This is a genomic window from Kocuria sp. APC 4018, from assembly GCF_030407675.1.
Lineage (GTDB): Bacteria > Actinomycetota > Actinomycetes > Actinomycetales > Micrococcaceae > Kocuria > Kocuria rhizophila.
In genome coordinates, this window is sequence record NZ_JASDCY010000037.1 from 1 (window position 1) to 17,668 (window position 17,668).

The 17,668-nt window shown below is 67.7% G+C and carries 13 protein-coding genes and 2 pseudogenes; 11 read left to right on the top strand and 4 right to left on the bottom strand.

What is annotated here, in order from left to right; all coding sequences use genetic code 11:
• A pseudogene (locus tag QL985_RS07835) lies at positions 1-1,002 on the top strand (hypothetical protein); the annotation flags it as partial.
• A 178-nt stretch (positions 1,003-1,180) separates the two neighbouring features.
• On the opposite strand, the gene QL985_RS07840 reads toward QL985_RS07835, so the two are convergent.
• Complete coding sequence (locus QL985_RS07840; protein WP_259905959.1) at positions 1,181-2,299, bottom strand: pirin family protein; 1,119 nt, start codon at positions 2,297-2,299, stop codon at positions 1,181-1,183.
• Entirely contained in the window at positions 2,296-3,291 is a 996-nt protein-coding gene (locus QL985_RS07845; protein ID WP_259905952.1) for an NAD(P)-dependent oxidoreductase, read from the bottom strand. The genes QL985_RS07840 and QL985_RS07845 overlap by 4 nt, the downstream gene beginning before the upstream one ends.
• A gap of 117 nt (positions 3,292-3,408) precedes the next feature.
• Between QL985_RS07845 and QL985_RS07850 the strand changes: the two genes are divergently transcribed.
• A complete protein-coding gene (locus QL985_RS07850; protein WP_259905951.1) occupies positions 3,409-4,806 on the top strand; it encodes a hypothetical protein in 1,398 nt (465 codons plus the stop codon).
• Positions 4,807-5,080: 274 nt separating this feature from the next.
• Positions 5,081-6,516: pseudogene (locus tag QL985_RS07855) on the top strand (gamma-aminobutyraldehyde dehydrogenase).
• 15 nt (positions 6,517-6,531) lie between these two features.
• On the opposite strand, the gene QL985_RS07860 reads toward QL985_RS07855, so the two are convergent.
• Positions 6,532-7,185 (bottom strand): TetR/AcrR family transcriptional regulator, encoded by a 654-nt coding sequence (locus QL985_RS07860; RefSeq protein WP_223110068.1) that lies wholly within the window; start codon positions 7,183-7,185, stop codon positions 6,532-6,534.
• A 175-nt stretch (positions 7,186-7,360) separates the two neighbouring features.
• On the opposite strand from QL985_RS07860, the gene QL985_RS07865 reads away from it, so the two are divergent.
• The 4 genes from QL985_RS07865 (at position 7,361) to QL985_RS07880 (ending at position 11,701) form a co-directional block, all read left to right on the top strand.
• Complete coding sequence (locus tag QL985_RS07865) at positions 7,361-8,821, top strand: NAD(P)/FAD-dependent oxidoreductase (RefSeq protein ID WP_124109034.1); 1,461 nt, start codon at positions 7,361-7,363, stop codon at positions 8,819-8,821.
• Positions 8,822-8,826: 5 nt separating this feature from the next.
• Complete coding sequence (locus QL985_RS07870) at positions 8,827-9,729, top strand: universal stress protein (RefSeq protein ID WP_223110067.1); 903 nt, start codon at positions 8,827-8,829, stop codon at positions 9,727-9,729.
• Positions 9,726-11,231, top strand: coding sequence for an APC family permease (locus tag QL985_RS07875; RefSeq protein ID WP_191871910.1), 1,506 nt, complete (start codon positions 9,726-9,728; stop codon positions 11,229-11,231). Before QL985_RS07870 ends, QL985_RS07875 begins: the two co-directional genes overlap by 4 nt.
• A 92-nt stretch (positions 11,232-11,323) precedes the next feature.
• Positions 11,324-11,701, top strand: a complete 378-nt coding sequence (locus tag QL985_RS07880; protein ID WP_124109031.1) for an RNA-binding S4 domain-containing protein — start codon at positions 11,324-11,326, stop codon at positions 11,699-11,701.
• A 23-nt stretch (positions 11,702-11,724) separates the two neighbouring features.
• On the opposite strand, the gene QL985_RS07885 is transcribed toward QL985_RS07880, so the two are convergent.
• The gene (locus QL985_RS07885) at positions 11,725-12,435 is read right to left on the bottom strand and encodes a GntR family transcriptional regulator (protein ID WP_164481608.1); all 711 of its coding nucleotides are present in this window, start codon (positions 12,433-12,435) and stop codon (positions 11,725-11,727) included.
• Between the two features lie 212 nt (positions 12,436-12,647).
• Here QL985_RS07885 and eat point away from each other — a divergent pair, with 212 nt between their 5' ends.
• The 4 genes from eat to QL985_RS07905 are packed head-to-tail and all read left to right on the top strand — an operon-like array spanning position 12,648 to position 17,644.
• Positions 12,648-14,081 (top strand): ethanolamine permease, encoded by a 1,434-nt coding sequence (gene eat, locus QL985_RS07890; RefSeq protein ID WP_124109030.1) that lies wholly within the window; start codon positions 12,648-12,650, stop codon positions 14,079-14,081.
• Positions 14,082-14,129: 48 nt separating this feature from the next.
• Positions 14,130-15,512 carry a glutamine synthetase family protein gene (locus QL985_RS07895; protein WP_164481612.1) on the top strand — a complete coding sequence of 461 codons (1,383 nt, stop codon included), beginning with the start codon at positions 14,130-14,132 and terminating at the stop codon, positions 15,510-15,512.
• Position 15,513: 1 nt separating this feature from the next.
• Entirely contained in the window at positions 15,514-16,254 is a 741-nt protein-coding gene (locus QL985_RS07900; RefSeq protein ID WP_124109028.1) for a gamma-glutamyl-gamma-aminobutyrate hydrolase family protein, read from the top strand.
• A 31-nt stretch (positions 16,255-16,285) separates the two neighbouring features.
• Positions 16,286-17,644 (top strand): aldehyde dehydrogenase family protein, encoded by a 1,359-nt coding sequence (locus QL985_RS07905; RefSeq protein ID WP_124109027.1) that lies wholly within the window; start codon positions 16,286-16,288, stop codon positions 17,642-17,644.
• Positions 17,645-17,668: the final 24 nt, after the last annotated feature.

Below are 17,668 nucleotides of genomic sequence, written 5' to 3' on the forward strand. Positions count from 1 at the left end.
GCCCGTGACTTTCAACCGGGCGGCCGCGGCACCGGGGAGCCCGGCCCCGATCCACAGGCTCCCGTGGGCACTCAGGGTGACGCGACACCCCCGGGCGCGGCGGACCGGTCGCGCAACGGCGTCTCTCCCGGGGTGGTCATCGCCCTGGTGGCGGTGGGCGTGGTCATCGGCCTCGCGGTTCTCGCGGGGTTGATCTACCTGCTGGTCACCTCCCTCGGGAGCCCTCGGGACGACGGGCCCGAACCGCTGACCTCCTCGGCGCAGGTGGCCGAACCCACCCGGGGGAGCGATCCCACGAGCCCCGGCCCGGCGGCGTCGTCAGCGGGGCGGGACACCACGAGCGCGGGGCCGACGACGAGCGCGGCCGCCCCCGGCGCCGCGGGCACCCGGGCGCTGCCGGCCCCGAACGGGAAGCCCCTGGTGCAGAAGAGCGGGACGTTCCAGGAGCTCACGCTGGAGCAGCGGACCGAGAACGCCGTGACCCTCCCGGCCGGGGACGAACCGCTGCTGGTGGTGTGGAGCGCAACCGGCGGCGGGGACAGCGGCTCCGTGTTCCTCACCGGCGCCGAGCGTCCCGGCGGGCAGCCGACGGAGACCCTGGGGTCGGTGCGCGCGGGACAGACGGGGACGGCACTGGTCAATGCCTCGAGCACCAGGCGCCACACCGCCGTGCTCTACCCGGAGGGCAACTCTGGGATGGAGTGGGACGTGAAGATCTACCCGCTCTCCGCCGTGCCCGTGGTGGAGCGCGGCACCGCCGTGACCGGGGAGGGCCCCGGGGTCTTCCGGCTGCCACCGGGCCCGGCCCGCACGCACTCCCTGGAGGTGACCGCGGAGCACGACGTCCCTGCCGTGGCCGTCTACGACGCCGACGACCTCGGGCTCTCCACCGCGTTCGAGTACGGGACGTCCCCCGTGACGGTGGACGTCGAGGTCGACGGCGGTGAGCAGGTGGTGGTGGTCGAGTCGCAGGAGAAGTGGAGCTTCCGGCCCACCGGCTGAGCGGCCGCGCACGGGGCCCGCAACTGGTTCCGCGGGGTCGTGCATCAGCGGAGCAAACGCAGCCCGGGGGCCGAAAATCTGCACTAGCGGAGCAAATGCACGACGCTCCGCAGGGCTTGGGGTGCCTCGGGCGCCAGGGTGCTGTGCCGTTGCCGGTGCGGCAGGCGACGCCGCCGGTTCAGCCCCGCGGGCGCAGGACGGTGTTCGGCAGCTCCGGTGCGGGCAGCGGGTCCGGCTGGCCGGGTGGGAAGGTCCCGAACTGCGGGAAGGGCCGCCCGTCGTCGTAGGCGGTGTCGAGCAGCCCGTCGAGCTCCGCCCCGCCCACAGGGCCCCCGGTGCGGTCCGGGGCCAGCGGTGAGTCGGGGCCCGGCGCCGCGAAGCCCATCTCCTCCATGTACGCACGCCGCCACGCGGCGATCTCCTCGTGGGAGCGGCCCACGAAGTTCCACCACATCACGATCTGCTCGTTCAGGGGCGCCCCGCCGATGAGCAGGACCGTGGCGGCGTCGTCGCCCGTGGTGAGGCGCAGGCGGGAGCGGCCCGTGCCCGCGAACCCGATGCCGTGCCGGGGGATCTTCACGCCGTCCAGGGAGAGCGGAGCGTCCACGCGCAGCACGCCGTGCTCGTGCTCGGGTGGTACGTCGACCTCCACGGTGGTGCGCGGTTCGATCAGCAGCTCCGCGCCCGTGAGCGGGATGCGCGTAGCCACGGGGGAATCCACCCCCAGCAGGGAGCCGAGGAACACGCGGGCCCGGTACCCCGGCCCCGCCAGGAGCTCGGGTCGATGGGTGTCCAGGCTCGGCTCCCCGAAGCGGGACTCGTCCGGGAACGCGTACCAGAGCTGCACGCCGTGGAGCACGCTGGTGTCCCGGGTGGAGAACTCGGAGTGGGTGATCCCGCGTCCGGCGTTCATCAGGTCCACCTCTCCGGGGCGGACGGTGGCCCAGTTCCCGGCGGAGTCCACGTGGTCGATGCGGCCCTCGAACAGCCAGGACACGGTCGCCAGGCCCGTGTGGGGGTGGCGTGGGACCTTCATTCCACCGGTGGTCGCCACGCGGTCCGGGCCGTAGGAGTCCAGGAAGCACCAGGCGCCGATCAGCGACCGGCCCTTCTGCGGCAGGGTGCGCCGCACGGTCATCCCGCGCGGGCCGCCCAGGGGCACGTCCCGGGGCTCGAGGATCTCCACGGGCCCGTTCTCCCCGTCCGCCACGACGACGCCGCTGCGCAGCCCGCCGCGCGTCGGCGCGGGTCCCGGGCGGCACACGGTGGGCTGCGGGTCCTTCTCGGGGTTGCTCACCGCTCGCCTCCGGCCCGGTCCTGCTGCGCGCCGGTGTTCCCGGAGGTGGGGTGGTCGTGCCGATCGACCGGGACCGCCGCGGCGGTCGCAGACGGGTCCGGTGGCGAGGAGGCGCGGTCCTCGCCGCTCCCGCGCTGGGCCACCCACTGCTGGAACACGGCCGAGTCCTGCTCGCCCAGGCCGGCGTCCACGAGGTGCCGGGCGGCGTCGCGCAGTGGCCCGCCCAGCACGGAGGCGGTGCCGGTGGCGCGGGCGGCGTCGAGGTAGGCGGAGACGTCCTTGTGGACGAAGGCCGCGCGGGCGGAGACCGAGTAGTCGTGGGCCACGAGCTTGGGGGTCTTGTCCGCCATGACCACGGAACCGGCGTAGCCGCCCTGCATCAGCTCCAGCAGCTCGGCCAGGTCCAGCCCCGCGCGCTCGGCCACCACGGATGCCTCGGCGAGGGCCACGATCTCCGCGGCGCAGATCAGCTGGTTGCACGCCTTGGCCACCTGCCCCGCGCCGAGCGGTCCCAGGTGCACGGGCCGCCCGCAGGCCGCCAGCACGTCCATCACCGGGGTCACCTCGTCCGGCGCTCCGCCCACCATGATGGACAGCTCGCCCCGCACGGCGCCCGCTTCGCCCCCGGAGACGGGCGCGTCCACGAGCGCGAGGTCCGGGTGCTCGCGGTGCCAGCGGGCGACGTCGTCCGGGGAGACGGTGGAGCCGATCGCGATGACGACGCCGCCGCGCTCGCGGTCCCGCTCGGCCGCACCGTCCGCGAGGTGCGGCAGCAGCGCGTCGATCTCCAGGGCGCCCGGGACCATGAGGAGCACGACGTCCGCCTGGCTGGCCATGTGGCGGGGATCGTCCACGGGGCGGGCACCGTCCGCCTTGTGCAGGGAGTGCCGCAGGACCATGACGTCGTGGCCGGCGGCCACCAGGTGCCCGGTCATGGGGGTGCCCATGGCGCCCAGGCCGATGACGCCCACGGTGCGGGGGATGGTGGTCATGGGGACTCCTGGGCTCGGGGTGCAGGGGTGTTCCATTGTGGCCCGTGGTGCGGTGGAGGGATAGATGTGTTGGTGCTCTAAATGAAAACGATTCGCATGTAGTGGTACGGTTCCGCCATGCACACACCACGAGACCCCGGTCCCACTGCCCGCCGATCCACCGCTGCCTCCGTGCGGCGCCACGCGCCCCTGCCCCTGGCGGTGACCTGCCTGGGGGTGACCGCGCTGCTGCTGAGCGGGTGCGCGCAGGGTGGCGGGGCGGCGTCGTCGTCCTCGGCGAGTCCCAGCGAGAAGGCGACGCCGGCCGCGAAGGAGGTCTCGCACCTGGCCCCGCGTGCGGTGCTCGCGTACGAGGGCGGGCTGCTCACGGTGGACACCGAGTCCGGGGAGGTGGTGGAGGACGTCGCGGAGGACGGGTTCCTGCGGCTCAACGACGCGGGCGACGGGCGGCACGTGATGGTGTCGGACGGGGATGAGTTCAAGGTCTTCGACACGGGGCTGGAGGCCAAGGCGCACGGCGACCACCACCACTACTACCAGTCTGTGCCCGCGCTGACCGGCCGCACGTTCGCTGCTCCCCACGCGGGGCACGTGGTGGTGCACGACGGGAAGACCACCCTGTTCGGGGACGGCGACGGGTCCATCCAGACCTTCGAGTCCGGCGCGCTCAAGGAGAAGGGCGAGCCCTCGGTGGAGAAGCGAGCGACGAAGGCACCGCACCACGGCGTGGCGCTGGAGCTCTCCGACGGCACGCTGTTCACCACGCAGGGCACCGAGGACGAGCGGCACACCGCGCAGGTGCTCGCACCGGACGGCTCCGTCAGGGCGGAGACCACCGACTGCCCCGGCGTGCACGGGGAGGCCGCGGCGGCGCCCGGCAAGCGCACGGACACCGTCATGGTCGGCTGCGAGAACGGGCCCGTGGTGTACCGGGACGGGGCGTTCCACAAGGTGCCCGTGAAGGACGCCTACGCGCGCTCCGGGAACCTGGCGGGCTCGCAGGCGTCCCCGATCGTGCTCGGCGACTACAAGGTGGACAAGGACGCGGAGCACGAGCACCCCACCCGGGTGGCGCTGTTCGACACCCGCAACGACTCGCACAAGCTCGTGGACCTGGGCTCCTCCTACTGGTTCCGTTCCCTGGCCCGCGGGCCCCACGGCGAGGGACTCGTGCTGACCTACGACGGCAAGCTCGCCGTTATTGACCCGAACACCGGGAAGATCACGAAGCGGATCCCCGTGATCTCGCCGTGGCAGGAGAAGGACGACTGGCAGCAGGCCGGTCCCGCGGTCAAGGTGGCCGGGGACAAGGCGTACGTCACGGACGCGGAGCACCGGAAGCTGCACGTGGTGGACCTGGGTGACGGCACCGTGGCCAAGAGCATCGACCTGCCGCAGACCCCGGTGGAGCTCGCGGTCACCACGGGTAAGCCCCACGGGGCGGGGGCTGCCTCCGGCGAGGGTCACGACCACGGCCCCGAGGGGCACCACGGGGAGGCGTCGCACGGCCACTGAGCCGCACGGCCACTGGGTCGCAGGGGTGCGGTGGCTGGCCGCGGCCTCGGGGTGGCTCGGTCCGGCTGGGCGCCATGGCTGAGGACGGCGCAGAACACGGCGACGCCGCCGGGCAGGGTCCCGGCGGCGTCGCGGCTGTGTGGGTGGGTTCATAAATGAACGTCGATCATTTATAGTGATGCACACGACATGAGCGCTCGACCCCGCGTTCCAGGAAGCACGGGCACGAGCGCAGCGTTCACCGGACGCCCGCCGTCCCACGGAGGAGACCACCATGGCCGACAAGCTGCAGAACTTCATCGACGGGCACTTCGTGCCTGCCCACGGGGAGAAGACGCTGGACATCGTCGATCCCGCCACCGGGCGGACGGTGGCCGTGTCGCCAGTGTCCAACCAGCAGGACGTCGATGCCGCCTTCGAGGCGGCGTCGGTGGCGTCCAGAACCTGGAAGAAGACCACCCCCGCTGAGCGTCAGGAAGCGCTTCTCCAGCTCGCGGACGCCCTGCAGGAGCACCGTGACGAGCTGGTGGAGGCCCAGCACCGCAACACCGGCCAGCCGCGCACCCAGATCGCGGAGGAGGAAGTGGACGCGGGCACCGACAACCTGCGTTTCTTCGCCGGGGCCGCGCGCACCCTCGAGGGCCGCGCAGCCATGGAGTACATGTCCGAGAACACCTCTTACGTGCGGCGTGAACCCGTGGGTGTGGTGGCTCAGGTCGCACCGTGGAACTACCCCCTGCTGATGGGCATCTGGAAGATCGGCCCCGCGCTCGCGGCCGGCAACACGATCGTGCTCAAGCCCAGTGACACCACGCCCGAGTCCACCCTCGTGCTCGCGCGTCTGGCGGGAGAGATCCTCCCTGCGGGCGTGCTCAACGTGGTGCTGGGAGATGCGGGGAACGGGGGGAACTGCTCACCACGCACCCCACCCCGGCCATGGTGTCGATCACCGGCTCGGTGCGCGCGGGTCGGGCCGTCGCCCGGAGCGCCTCCGAAGGGCTCAAGCGCACGCACCTCGAGCTCGGCGGCAAGGCACCTGCCGTCGTGTTCGCCGATGCGGACCTGGAGCGCACCGCGGAGCAGCTCGTGCAGTACGGAACGTTCAACGCGGGTCAGGACTGCACCGCTGTCACCCGAATCCTGGTGGAGGCCAGTGCGCACGACGAACTCGTCAAGCTCCTGGCGGAGCAGGCGGAGAACACGGTCACGGGCGATCCGGACGAGTCCAAGAACGCCTTCGGGCCGCTCAACAACGTCCGCCACTTCAACGATGTGAAGGCCAAACTCGAGAACATCCCGGCTCACGCGTCCGTGGTCACCGGTGGCGGTCCCGTGGCCGACTCGGACGGCTTCTTCATCCAGCCCACCATCATCACGAACGTCCGGCAGGAGGACGAGCTGGTGCAGGAGGAGACCTTCGGCCCCGTTCTCACCGTGCAGAAGTTCACCACGGAGCAGGAGGCCGTGGAGATGGCCAACGACGTGCCCTACGCCCTGGCCTCCAGCGTGTGGACCTCGGACCACGGGACTGCCATGCGGGTGAGTCGCGATCTCGACTTCGGGTGCGTGTGGGTCAACACGCACATGCTGCTCGTCTCCGAGATGCCCCACGGCGGTTTCAAGAACTCGGGCTACGGCAAGGACCTCTCCCTGTACTCGGTGGAGGAGTACACGCGCGTGAAGCACGTGATGCACTCCCTCGAGGTCTGAGGTGGGGGCGCTGCGTCAGTCGTCCTCCGAAGGACGCAGCGCCTCCAGCTCCTGCCGGAACCCCGCGATCAGGCTCCGCAGGGCGACGTCGAACGCCGCATCGGCGCCGGAACCCGCGGCCCGCCTCCCGCCAGACGAGATCACCGTAAGGTCTCTCTGCGAGACGGCGGCGGAGAAGACCGGGGCGATCTCCGACAGCCGCCCGGGATCGAAGATGTTCTCCGGCGCCGTGGCGTCGTAGGCAGAGCCGAACACGAGGGACTCCACCGCCACCACCGTGTTGACCACCCAGGACTCGGGCCAGCCGGCGCGCACGAGACCCGCGGACACCTTCTCGTACATCGCCAGGGTGTGAGGGGAGTCGGCCACGGGGAGCACGGACATCACAGGGATCAGTGGGATGTTCCGTGTGTAGACGTGCCGGTAGGAACGGGCCCACTGCCCCAGAGCCACATCCCACGGCTCCGTCTCGAAGGCGGAGCAGTCGATCTCCATGTTCACCCGGTCCTGGACCAGGATCATGATGTCCCGTTTGGAGCCCACATGGTTGTAGAGCGCAGAGGCCGAGACCCCCAGCTGCGTGGCGAGCGCGGACATGGTCAGGCCGCGGTAGCCGCGGGACTGGATCAGCGTCATGGCGGCAGCAGCGATCTTGCGCTGCGTCAGCACCGGGTTCCTGGGTCGCCCTCGCGGTCTCGGGGGACGGTCCTGCTCCACAGCTTCTCCTGACCGGCCGCTCATGCGGCCCTGACGTGCCCGACGACGCATCGCGCACCGCGCGACCGGGCACCGGCACGCGTCTTGTAAATGAATACCCTTCATATTCTCTCGAAAGGACACCGAAATGTCTGAACAACGCACCGTGGGCTCCACCGAAGCCATCGAACGCGACGTCGTGGTCGTGGGCGCCGGCCCAGCGGGCCTCATGGCCGCACGCCGTCTGTCCCAGGCCGGCAAGTCCGTGGCGGTCCTGGAGGCCCGCGACCGTGTGGGCGGCCGCACCTGGTCCAACACCATTGACGGGGCGTTCCTGGAGATCGGCGGCCAGTGGATCTCTCCCGACCAGACCGAGCTGCTCTCCCTGGTGGACGAGCTCGGGCTCACCACGTTCGAGCGCTACCGCGAGGGCCAGTCCGTCTACATCGCGCCGGACGGGTCCCGGCACCTGTACGACGGCCACATGTTCCCCACCTCCGAGGGCACGGAGAAGGAGATGGACCGGCTCATCCAGCTGATGGACGACCTTGCCGCCGAGATCGGACCCACCGAGCCGTGGGCCCACCCCAGGGCTCGTGAGCTGGACACCGTGTCCTTCAAGGACTGGCTGCGGCAGAACTCGGACGACGAGGAGGCGTGCAACAACATCGGCATCTTCATCGCCGGCGGCATGCTCACCAAGCCGTCCCACGCGTTCTCCGCACTGCAGGCCGTGCTCATGGCCGCCTCCGCAGGCTCCTTCTCCAACCTGGTGGACGAGGACTTCATCCTGGACCGCCGCGTGGTGGGCGGGATGCAGTCGGTCTCCGTGACGATGGCCGAGCAGCTCGGCGTGGACTCCGGGACGGAGGTCCTGACGGGTGACACCGGCGCCTCGGTGTTCCTCAACTCCCCGGTGCGCACCATCCAGTGGGCCGGCGAGGGCGAGACCTACGAGGAGCACGATCCCGACTTCACGGTGCGCGTGCTCTCCGACCGCGTGACCGTCAAGGCCAAGGACGTGGTGGTGGCCGTGCCGCCGAACCTGTACTCGCGGATCTCCTTCGAGCCGCCCCTGCCGCGGGCCCAGCACCAGATGCACCAGCACCAGTCGCTCGGCATCGTGATCAAGATCCACGCCGTGTACGAGACGCCGTTCTGGCGCGAGAAGGGTCTCTCCGGAACGGGCTTCTGCGCGCACGAGCTGTCCCAGGAGGTCTACGACAACACGAACCACGAGGACGAGCGTGGCACCCTGGTGGGCTTCGTCTCCGACGAGAAGGCGGACGAGGTCTTCCGCCTCCCGGCCGAGGAGCGCAAGCGTCAGGTCCTCGAGTCCCTCTCCCACTACCTGGGTGAGGAGGCCAAGAACCCGGTGGTCTACTACGAGTCCGACTTCGGTTCCGAGGAGTGGACCCGCGGTGCGTACGCCGCGTCCTACGACCTCGGTGGTCTGCACCGCTACGGGGCCATCCAGTCCGAGCCCGTGGGCCCCATCCGCTGGGCCTGCTCCGACCTCGCGGCGGAGGGCTACCAGCACGTGGACGGTGCGCTGCGACAGGGTGCGCTGGCGGCCTCGAAGATCGTGGACGCCCGGGGTGGGCAGTGAACCGGATGAGCCGTTCTGCCGCCGCCGAGCAGCCAGGGGAGCGCGCGTCGCACTACGTGGTCGGGTACAACGGTGACAAGCGCAGCAAGGACGCCCTCCGACTGGCGGCAGCGCTGGCCAAGGCCTTCCGGGCGGAGCTGGACATCGTGTGCATCCTCCGGCAGGACGACCCCCACTCGCAGGTGTACCCGCCGGTGGGAGACGTGTCGCCCATGATCCGAAGGCAGGCGGGTGCCTGGCTGCAGGAGGCCATGGCGCTGGTCCCGCAGGGGGTCGTTGCTCGGTCGCACCTGCGCGCGTCCCACTCGGTGGCCGCGGGTCTGCTGGATGCGGTGACGGAGTTCTCGGCCTCACTGGTGGTGGTGGGTGCCGCGAGCGGAACCTACACCGCCAAGTTCTCCGTGGGACCGGTGACGGACACTCTCCTCCACCGCGCCGGTGTCCCGGTGGCGCTTGCACCGCGCGGGTACAAGGGAGCGGAGGGCATCTCGAGGCTCTATGCGGGCATCGGCACCCGCCCCGGTGCGCAGCGGATCATGTCGGAGGCGCAGGAAGCGGTGTCCCGCAGCGGACTCGAGCTGAGCCTGCTCAGCTTCCTGCCGCTGGACCAGGTGGCTGGAGCGCCGGGGGAGGCGATCGCCCGCGTGGAGGAGAGCCTCGAGGAGGCGGCCCGGCGCATCAGCACGGACTGCCCCGTGTCCGTGAAAGTGGCCCACGGCAAGAACCTCAAGAAGGCCGTCAGCGCGATGGACTGGGAACCGGACTCGGTGCTGATGGTGGGGTCCTCCCGCCTCGCCGGTGACCGGCAGACCTTCCTGGGGGCGACGACCGCCAGGATCCTGCGTCACCTGCCCATTCCCATGATCGTGCTGCCCCTGCGCGCATCCGAAGAAGGGACCAGCTCATGAGTGCTGCTGAGGACAACGACACCCGCAAGGGTCTGAGCTCCGGGTCCGTGGGTCTGCTCGGCGCTGTGGTCATCGGCATGTCCTGCATCGCCCCCGCCTACACGCTCTCCGGTGCTCTGGGACCCACGGCTGCGGCCGTGGGAACACATCTCCCGGCCATCTTCCTGGTCGGGTTCATCCCGATGCTCCTGGTGGCGGTGGGGTACCGGCAGCTGAACAGGGCCATGCCGGACTCCGGAACCACGTTCACCTGGACCTCCAAGGCCTTCGGCCCGTGGGTCGGGTGGATGGGCGGGTGGGGCCTGCTCGCGGCCACCATCCTGGTGCTCTCCAACCTGGCCGGGATTGCGGTGGACTTCTTCTACCTCATGATCGCCCAGCTCACGGGACGGGAGGAGATCGCCGATCTGGCGTCCAACGTGCCCGTCAACATCCTCACCTGCCTGGTGTTCATGGCCGGCGCGTGCTGGATCTCCTACCGGGGAATGGAGACCACCAAGAAAGTGCAGTACGTGCTGGTGGCGTTCCAGCTCGTCATCCTGGTCTGGTTCTCCGTGGCGGCGCTGGTGCACGTGGCTCGTGGGACGGCTGCCGGCGGGATCGCCATCCAGGCGGAATGGTTCAACCCCTTCGGGGTGGAGTCCCTGTCCGCCTTCGCGGCCGGGGTGTCACTGTCCGTCTTCATCTACTGGGGGTGGGACGTGGTCCTCACCATCAACGAGGAGACCAAGGGGGCGTCCACCACTCCGGGCCGCGCGGCACTGGCCACCATCTTCTCCATCGTGGTGCTGTACATGCTCGTGGGTCTCGCGGTGCTGAGCTTCGCCGGCCTGTCGGACACCGGGGTGGGACTGAACAACCCGGAGATCCAGGAGAACGTGTTCGCCGCTCTCGCGGGTCCTGTCATGGGTCCGGCGGCAATCCTGTTGTCGTTGGCCGTGCTGTCCTCGTCCGCGGCCTCGCTGCAGTCCACCTTCGTCTCGCCGGCGCGCACTCTGCTGGCCATGGGGTACTACGGGGCGCTGCCTCGGCGCTTCGCCCGCATCACACCCCGCTTCCAGTCACCGGGTTTCGCCACGGTGGCGGCGGCGGTGGTCTCCTCGCTGTTCTACACGTTCATGAGGGTGGTCAGCGAGGACGTCCTGTGGGACACCATCACGGCTCTGGGCATGATGGTCTGCTTCTACTACGGCGTCACCGCGCTCGCGTGCGTGTGGTACTTCCGCAGGTCGTGGTTCCGCTCCGTCAAGAGCTGCCTGGTCAACCTGGTGTGTCCTCTGCTGGGCGGCGTTCTGCTGCTGATGTTCTTCGTGCAGACCTCGATCGACTCGATGGATCCGGAGTACGGGTCCGGTTCCCAGATCGCCGGGGTGGGGCTCGTCTTCATCCTCGGTGCCGGGATCCTCCTGCTGGGCGTCGTCGTGATGTTCACGCAGTTCCTGCGCAACCGGGAATTCTTCCAGGAGCGCTTCGAGACCACCGAGCTCCCGGTCGTGGACTGACGACGACGCCGCGGCGCCCGGGCGGCGCGACCCGCCCGGGCGCTCCGTACCTGCCGGGGTCCGAGAGGCATGCTGCGGAGTACCGTGGATCCATGCCCACCAATGATCCCGCGAGCGTGCGCCTGGACGTGTGGCTGTGGTCCGTCCGGCTGTTCAAGACCCGTTCCTCCGCCACCCAGGGGTGCCGTGCCGGCCACGTCCGGCTCAACGGCGCCCCCGTGAAGGCCGCCCAACCGGTGCGTGTGGGGGACAGGGTGAGTGTGAAGCGCCCGGGGTGGCAGCAGGAGTTCGAGGTCACCCGGTTGATCGTCAAGCGCGTGGGCGCCCCGGTGGCCGCGAAATGCTACGTGGACCACTCACCGCCGCGTCCCGCCGAGCTCAGCGTGCCCGTGGCTCGCCGCGACCGTGGCGCGGGGCGTCCCACCAAGAAGGACCGACGCGAGCTGGAGCGGCTGCGGGGAGACCGCTGATGCGATTTGACCTCGTACGGCGCTCAGGGCATGAAGCCGCGCAGTAGGGATGCCGTCCCCTCGAGGTGGTCTGCCATCAGAGAGCGCGCGCGGGCCGGGTTCCCCTGGAGGATGGACTCGGCGAGGGCCACGTGCTGCTGATTGGAGTGCGCCAGGTTGGCGCTCAGCAGGGGGATCTGGTCCAGCAGGGCACTTGCCCGCGCCCGGGCATCGGTCACAGCTGCGACGAGTGAAGGACAGTTGCTGAGTTCAGCCACGGCGATGTGAAAGCGGGCGTCTCGGGTGCGGTAGGTGCTTTCGTCAGCCTCCAGAACATCGGCAAGACATGACTGAAGGTGCTGTCGCGCGGGGGCGGACAAACTCGCAGTTGCCGCCAGCTCTGCGGCCGCAGGCTCGACGACTGACCTGAAGACCAAGGCATCATGACATGCTTCTGGGTCTAAAATCTCGCCTTTCTCGACAGACTCGGTAGGGCTGTCCAGTATGTACGTGCCGCCGTAGCGGCCACGGCGAACTTCGATGAACCCGGCGCGCTGCAGTTCGGCCAGGGCGTCGCGCAAGGTGGCGCGAGAGACCCCGAGGTGCACAGCCAGTTCTCGCTCAGGGGGCAACTTGTCCCCCTTCGGAAAGAGGCCGACCTTGATCGCCTGGAGAAGGTGCTCGATGGTCTCCTCGAACGCATTGCCCGAACGCACTGGGCGCAGGACCGCGTAGGGGTGCCCAAAATCCACCACGATTCTCCTCTCTGGGGGTGTGAGGTGCCATCCACACTACGAGAGGGCGAAGGTGGGGACGTCTCTGCGCGAGCTGCGTCACGAACAACCCCATCCGCGAGATGCCTTGACGCGTTCTGTGTGAGCTGGAACACTTTCGGGAAACGCTATGGACTGGTACCAGTCCTTTATACCCCGATCTACGGGGGCTCGAGTCCCGAAGGTGGAATGTCATGCGAGACGAGCGGACCGAAGGGCACGTCGCTGGCTCTGAGTACATGGAGCACCGCCGGTTGAAAGCTGGCGCCGCAGGGTGGGTTCTGCTCGCTGGACTCGGGGTCTCGTACGTGATCTCCGGGGATTTCGCTGGCTGGAACATCGGTCTTGCCGAAGGTGGGTGGGGTGGGCTGCTCATTGCTTTCGCCCTCATGGGGCTGATGTACACCTGCATGGTCTTTGGTCTTGCTGAGCTGTCATCCACTCTCCCCACTGCGGGTGCAGGGTATGGATTTGCTCGCAGGGCGCTGGGGCCCCTGGGCGGATTCGCCACCGGAACTGCAGTGTTGATCGAGTACGCAGTCGCACCCGCTGCAATTGCCACGTTCATCGGGGGGTACATCGAGGCCCTGGGTCTCTTCGGGCTGACCAATTCCTGGCCCGTGTACCTGGTGACCTACCTGGTCTTCATGGGCATCCACATGTACGGAGTGGGGGAAGCTCTGAAGCTGATGTTCGGCATCACCGCCATCGCGGTCCTGGCCCTCGGGGTGACCGTCGTGGCGCTCCTGCCGCACTTCGACGTGTCGAATCTGTTCGACATCGTGCCCGATGGGTCGGTGGGATCTAGCGCCTTCATGCCCATGGGGTATGCCGGCGTGATGTCCGCACTGGTGTACGGGATCTGGTTCTTCCTTGCCGTGGAGGGTGTGCCGCTTGCCGCAGAAGAGACCACCGACCCCAAGCGCGACATGCCGAGGGGCATCATCGTGGCGATGATTTTTCTGCTGGTCAGCGGGGCACTGATGCTGGTCCTGGTGCCGGGAGCCGCTGGTTCCCTGGCAATGAGCACCTCGGACAACCCTCTGCCAGAGGCCATCCGTGCAGTGGACGGCCAGGACAGCATCATGGCAAGCGTGGTCAACTACGCCGGGCTGGCCGGGCTGGTTGCCAGCTTCTTCTCCATCATGTACGCATACTCCCGCCAGTTGTTCGCCCTGTCTCGGGCGGGGTATCTGCCCCGTTTCCTCTCTCTGACCGGTAAGCAGCGGACCCCTTGGGTCGCACTCCTGGTCCCAGGCACGATCGGGTTCATCCTCGCTGCCGTGACGAAAGACGGAGGGCTCCTGATCAACATCGCTGTGTTCGGGGCAACAGTCTCCTACGTGCTGCTGAACCTGTCGCACATCGTTCTGAGATTCCGTGAACCGGAGCTGCCGAGGGGGTACCGCACTCCCGGTGGGGTGCTCACCACAGGAATTGCCATGGTGCTGGCGATCGTGGCGGTGGTGGCGACGTTCCTGGTCGACGTGCTGGCGGCCTCCATCACGGCGGGGGTGTTCCTGGTGTTCCTGGCCTATTTCTGGTTCTACAGCAGGCACCATCTCGTGGCGAATGCCCCTGAGGAGGAATTCGCCCTCGTGGAGGGCGCCGAAACCGACCTTCAATGATTTCACATCGACCGCCCAATCATGGACATGGACCGAGGAATGGACGACATGAACGCATCAGAGAAGCACCCACGCAACGACCGCATGCTCACCGTGGACCAGCTGCGTCAGAAGATTCTGGGCAAGGAAATCGACACCGTAGTACTGGCCTTCACGGACATGCAGGGAAGGCTTCAGGGCAAACTCAACCACGCCCAGTTCTTTCTTGACGCGATCATGGATGAGGGAGCCGAGGGCTGCAATTACCTCTTGGCGGTGGACACGGAGATGAACACCCCTGCGGGCTATGCCATCAGCAGCTGGGAAGCCGGATACGGGGACATGAGTTTCGCCATGGATCTGAACACGATTCGCCTGATGCCCCACAACCCTGGTCAGGTCATGATTCAGTGTGATCTGGTCGGACATGATGGACAGCCCATCCCGATGTCCCCCCGCGCGATGCTCCGCCGCCAACTGGACCGTGCCAAGGACATGGGGTTCACCATGATGACGGGGACAGAGCTCGAGTTCTGCGTCTACAACACCAGCTACGAGGATGCCTGGGACTCCGACTACCGAAATCTGGAGCCAGCCAACAAGTACAACGTGGACTACAACCTCCTCGGATCCCAGCGCGTGGAGCCCTTGTTGCGTGAGATCCGCAATGCCATGTACGCGGCCGGGATGACGGTGGAGAACGCGAAGGGCGAGTGCAATTTCGGTCAGCACGAGATCGCTTTTCGCTTCGATGATGGAATGGTCACTGCGGACAACCACGTGGTTTACAAGCTCTCCTCCAAGCAGATCGCGCATCAGCAAGGAAAATCGGTCACGTTCATGGCCAAGCCCAACGACCGGGAGGGCAGCTCCTGCCACATCCACATGTCGTTGCGTGGATTGAACGGTGAACTGGTCTTCTGGGACAAGGAGACAGGTGCGCGCACCGCTGTGTATGAGCAGTTCATCGCTGGTGTGCTCAAGGGAATGCGAGAGCTTGCCATCTTCTACGCGCCGAACATCAACTCCTACAAGAGGTTCGTCAGGGGCAGCTTCGCTCCTACTGCTGTCGCATGGGGAGTGGACAACCGTTCGTGTGCCGTGCGCCTGGTGGGCAGCGGTTCGTCTGCTCGTATGGAGAACAGGCTGCCGGGAGGGGACGTGAACCCCTACCTTGCCCTCTCCGCCATGCTGGCTTCCGGTCTCTACGGGATCGAGAACCAGCTTGAACTGGAACCCATGATGGAAGGCAATGCCTACGAGTCCGATGCGCCGGTAGTTCCTTCCACCATGCGGGAGGCCCGAGACCTGCTGGAAAGTTCCACACTCGCCCGAGAGCTGTTCGGATCGGACGTGGTGGACCACTACGTCCACTACGCCGACGTGGAGCTGGCTGCCTTCGAGGCTGCGATCACCGATTGGGAACTCCGTCGTGGTTTCGAGAGGCTCTGAGATGCCCGAGACAGAAGAAGGACGGCGTCCGCGGATCGCGCTCACGACCTACTACCAGGAGGGCTCGTGGGGGGTGTGGAACGCAACGGCGGCCATCGTTCCCGGGGCCTATGTAGAGGGTGTCGCGCGGGCTGGTGGCACCCCGGTGTTACTCCCGCCAGTGGGAACGGACCCCGAAGTGCTGGACATGGTGGATGGGCTGGTGGTGATTGGCGGGGTGGACGTGGATCCCCAGTTCTACGGTGCGGAACCCCATCCCCGAACGTCGTCCCAGCCCTCCCGGGACGAGCACGACATCGCCCTGACCCGCCGCGCCCTGGACATGGAACTCCCGTTGTTTGCCATCTGCCGTGGAGCTCAGATCTTGAATGTCGCCCTCGGGGGGACACTCATTCAGCACCTGCCGGACATCAATCCAGTGGCCGCGCAGTACCAGCCTGAGCCCGGCCGGTACGGCACGGTGCGGTTCGACACAGAGCCTGGGAGCCGATGTGCCGAACTGCTCGGATCCTCGGCTGAATCGCCTTGTTATCACCATCAGGCGCTCGACCGGGTGGCCGATGGACTGCTGGTCACGGCGCGCGCCCAGGACGGCACCGTGGAAGCTGTGGAAACCGCAACGGGGGGATGGACCCTGGGCGTGCAGTTCCACCCCGAGGAGAACCGACAGGACGTGCGTCTCTTCGATGGCTTTGTATCTGCGGCCAGGGAGTATGCCCTGCGCCGCCAAAATGGCCGATAGTTTTCCAGGACCGAAAGGACTGACCAGTCCCATGACTGCTACTCAGATCATCAACCCCGCCACGGAAGAAGTCATCGATTCCGTGGACTTGGCGTCAGTGGAAGAGGTCGACGCTGCCATCGACAGCGCGCAACGCGCGTACGCCGCATGGCGCGCCGTGGATCCAGCCGACCGTGCCCGTCTGCTGCGGCAGTTCGCAGCTGCGGTGGACGCCGACATCGAAAACCTCGCTGCCTTGGAAGTGCGCAACGCTGGCCACACCATTGGCAATGCCCGCTGGGAGGCAGGCAACGTGCGGGATGTGCTCAACTACTACGCCGGAGCTCCGGAACGACTTTCGGGACGACAGATTCCCGCACCCGGTGGTGTCAACATCACCTTCCACGAACCCCTCGGGGTCGTGGGAATCATCGTGCCCTGGAACTTTCCGATGCCCATCGCCGGGTGGGGCTTTGCCCCCGCGCTGGCAGCTGGCAACACGGTGGTGCTGAAACCGGCGGAAATCACGCCGCTCACCGCCATCCGGTTGGGTGAGCTCGCGGTGCAAGCAGGGATTCCTGAAGGGGTTTTCACCGTGATTCCCGGCAAGGGGTCTGTTGTGGGAGAGCGGTTCGTCACTCACCCTTCGGTCCGCAAGGTCGTGTTCACCGGCTCCACGGATGTGGGCAAGCGGATCATGGCAGGGTGTTCCGAGCAGGTGAAGAGAGTGACCCTGGAACTTGGGGGAAAGAACTCGAACATCATCTTCGCGGACGCCGATCTTGAACAGGCAGCGGCGTCCACCCCGGATGGCGCATTCGACAACGCCGGTCAGGACTGCTGTTCGCGTTCCCGGGTGCTCGTCCAGCGGTCCGTGCTGGACCAATTCCTTGAACTGCTCGAGCCGGCCGTCAAGAACTTCACGTGCGGCGACCCGTGGCAGGAGGACACCGCCATGGGCCCGTTGGTTTCCCGCCAGCACAGAGACAGCGTGGCGTCCTATCTGGAGACGGACGCTCGCGTGGCCTTCCAGGGCTCCGCTCCCACGGGCGCCGGTTTCTGGTTCCCGCCCACGGTCCTCCTGCCTTCCCCGGAGTCCCGGGTGTTTCGGGAGGAGATCTTCGGGCCTGTCATCTCGGTGGTTCCCTTCGAGGACGAGGCCGATGCGGTTCGGCTCGCCAATGACACGGAATATGGCCTCTCCGGCTCGATCTGGACCCGCGACGTCGGCCGGGCACTGCGAGTTTCCCGAGGCGTGGAGGCGGGAAACCTCTCCGTCAACACCCACGCCTCAGTGCGCTACTGGACGCCGTTCGGCGGCTTCAAACAGTCCGGATTCGGGCGAGAGCTCGGCCCGGATGCGCCGGATGCCTTCACGGAAACCAAGAACGTCTTCCTGTCCAGCAACTGACCGACACAACGACCCTCTGCGCTG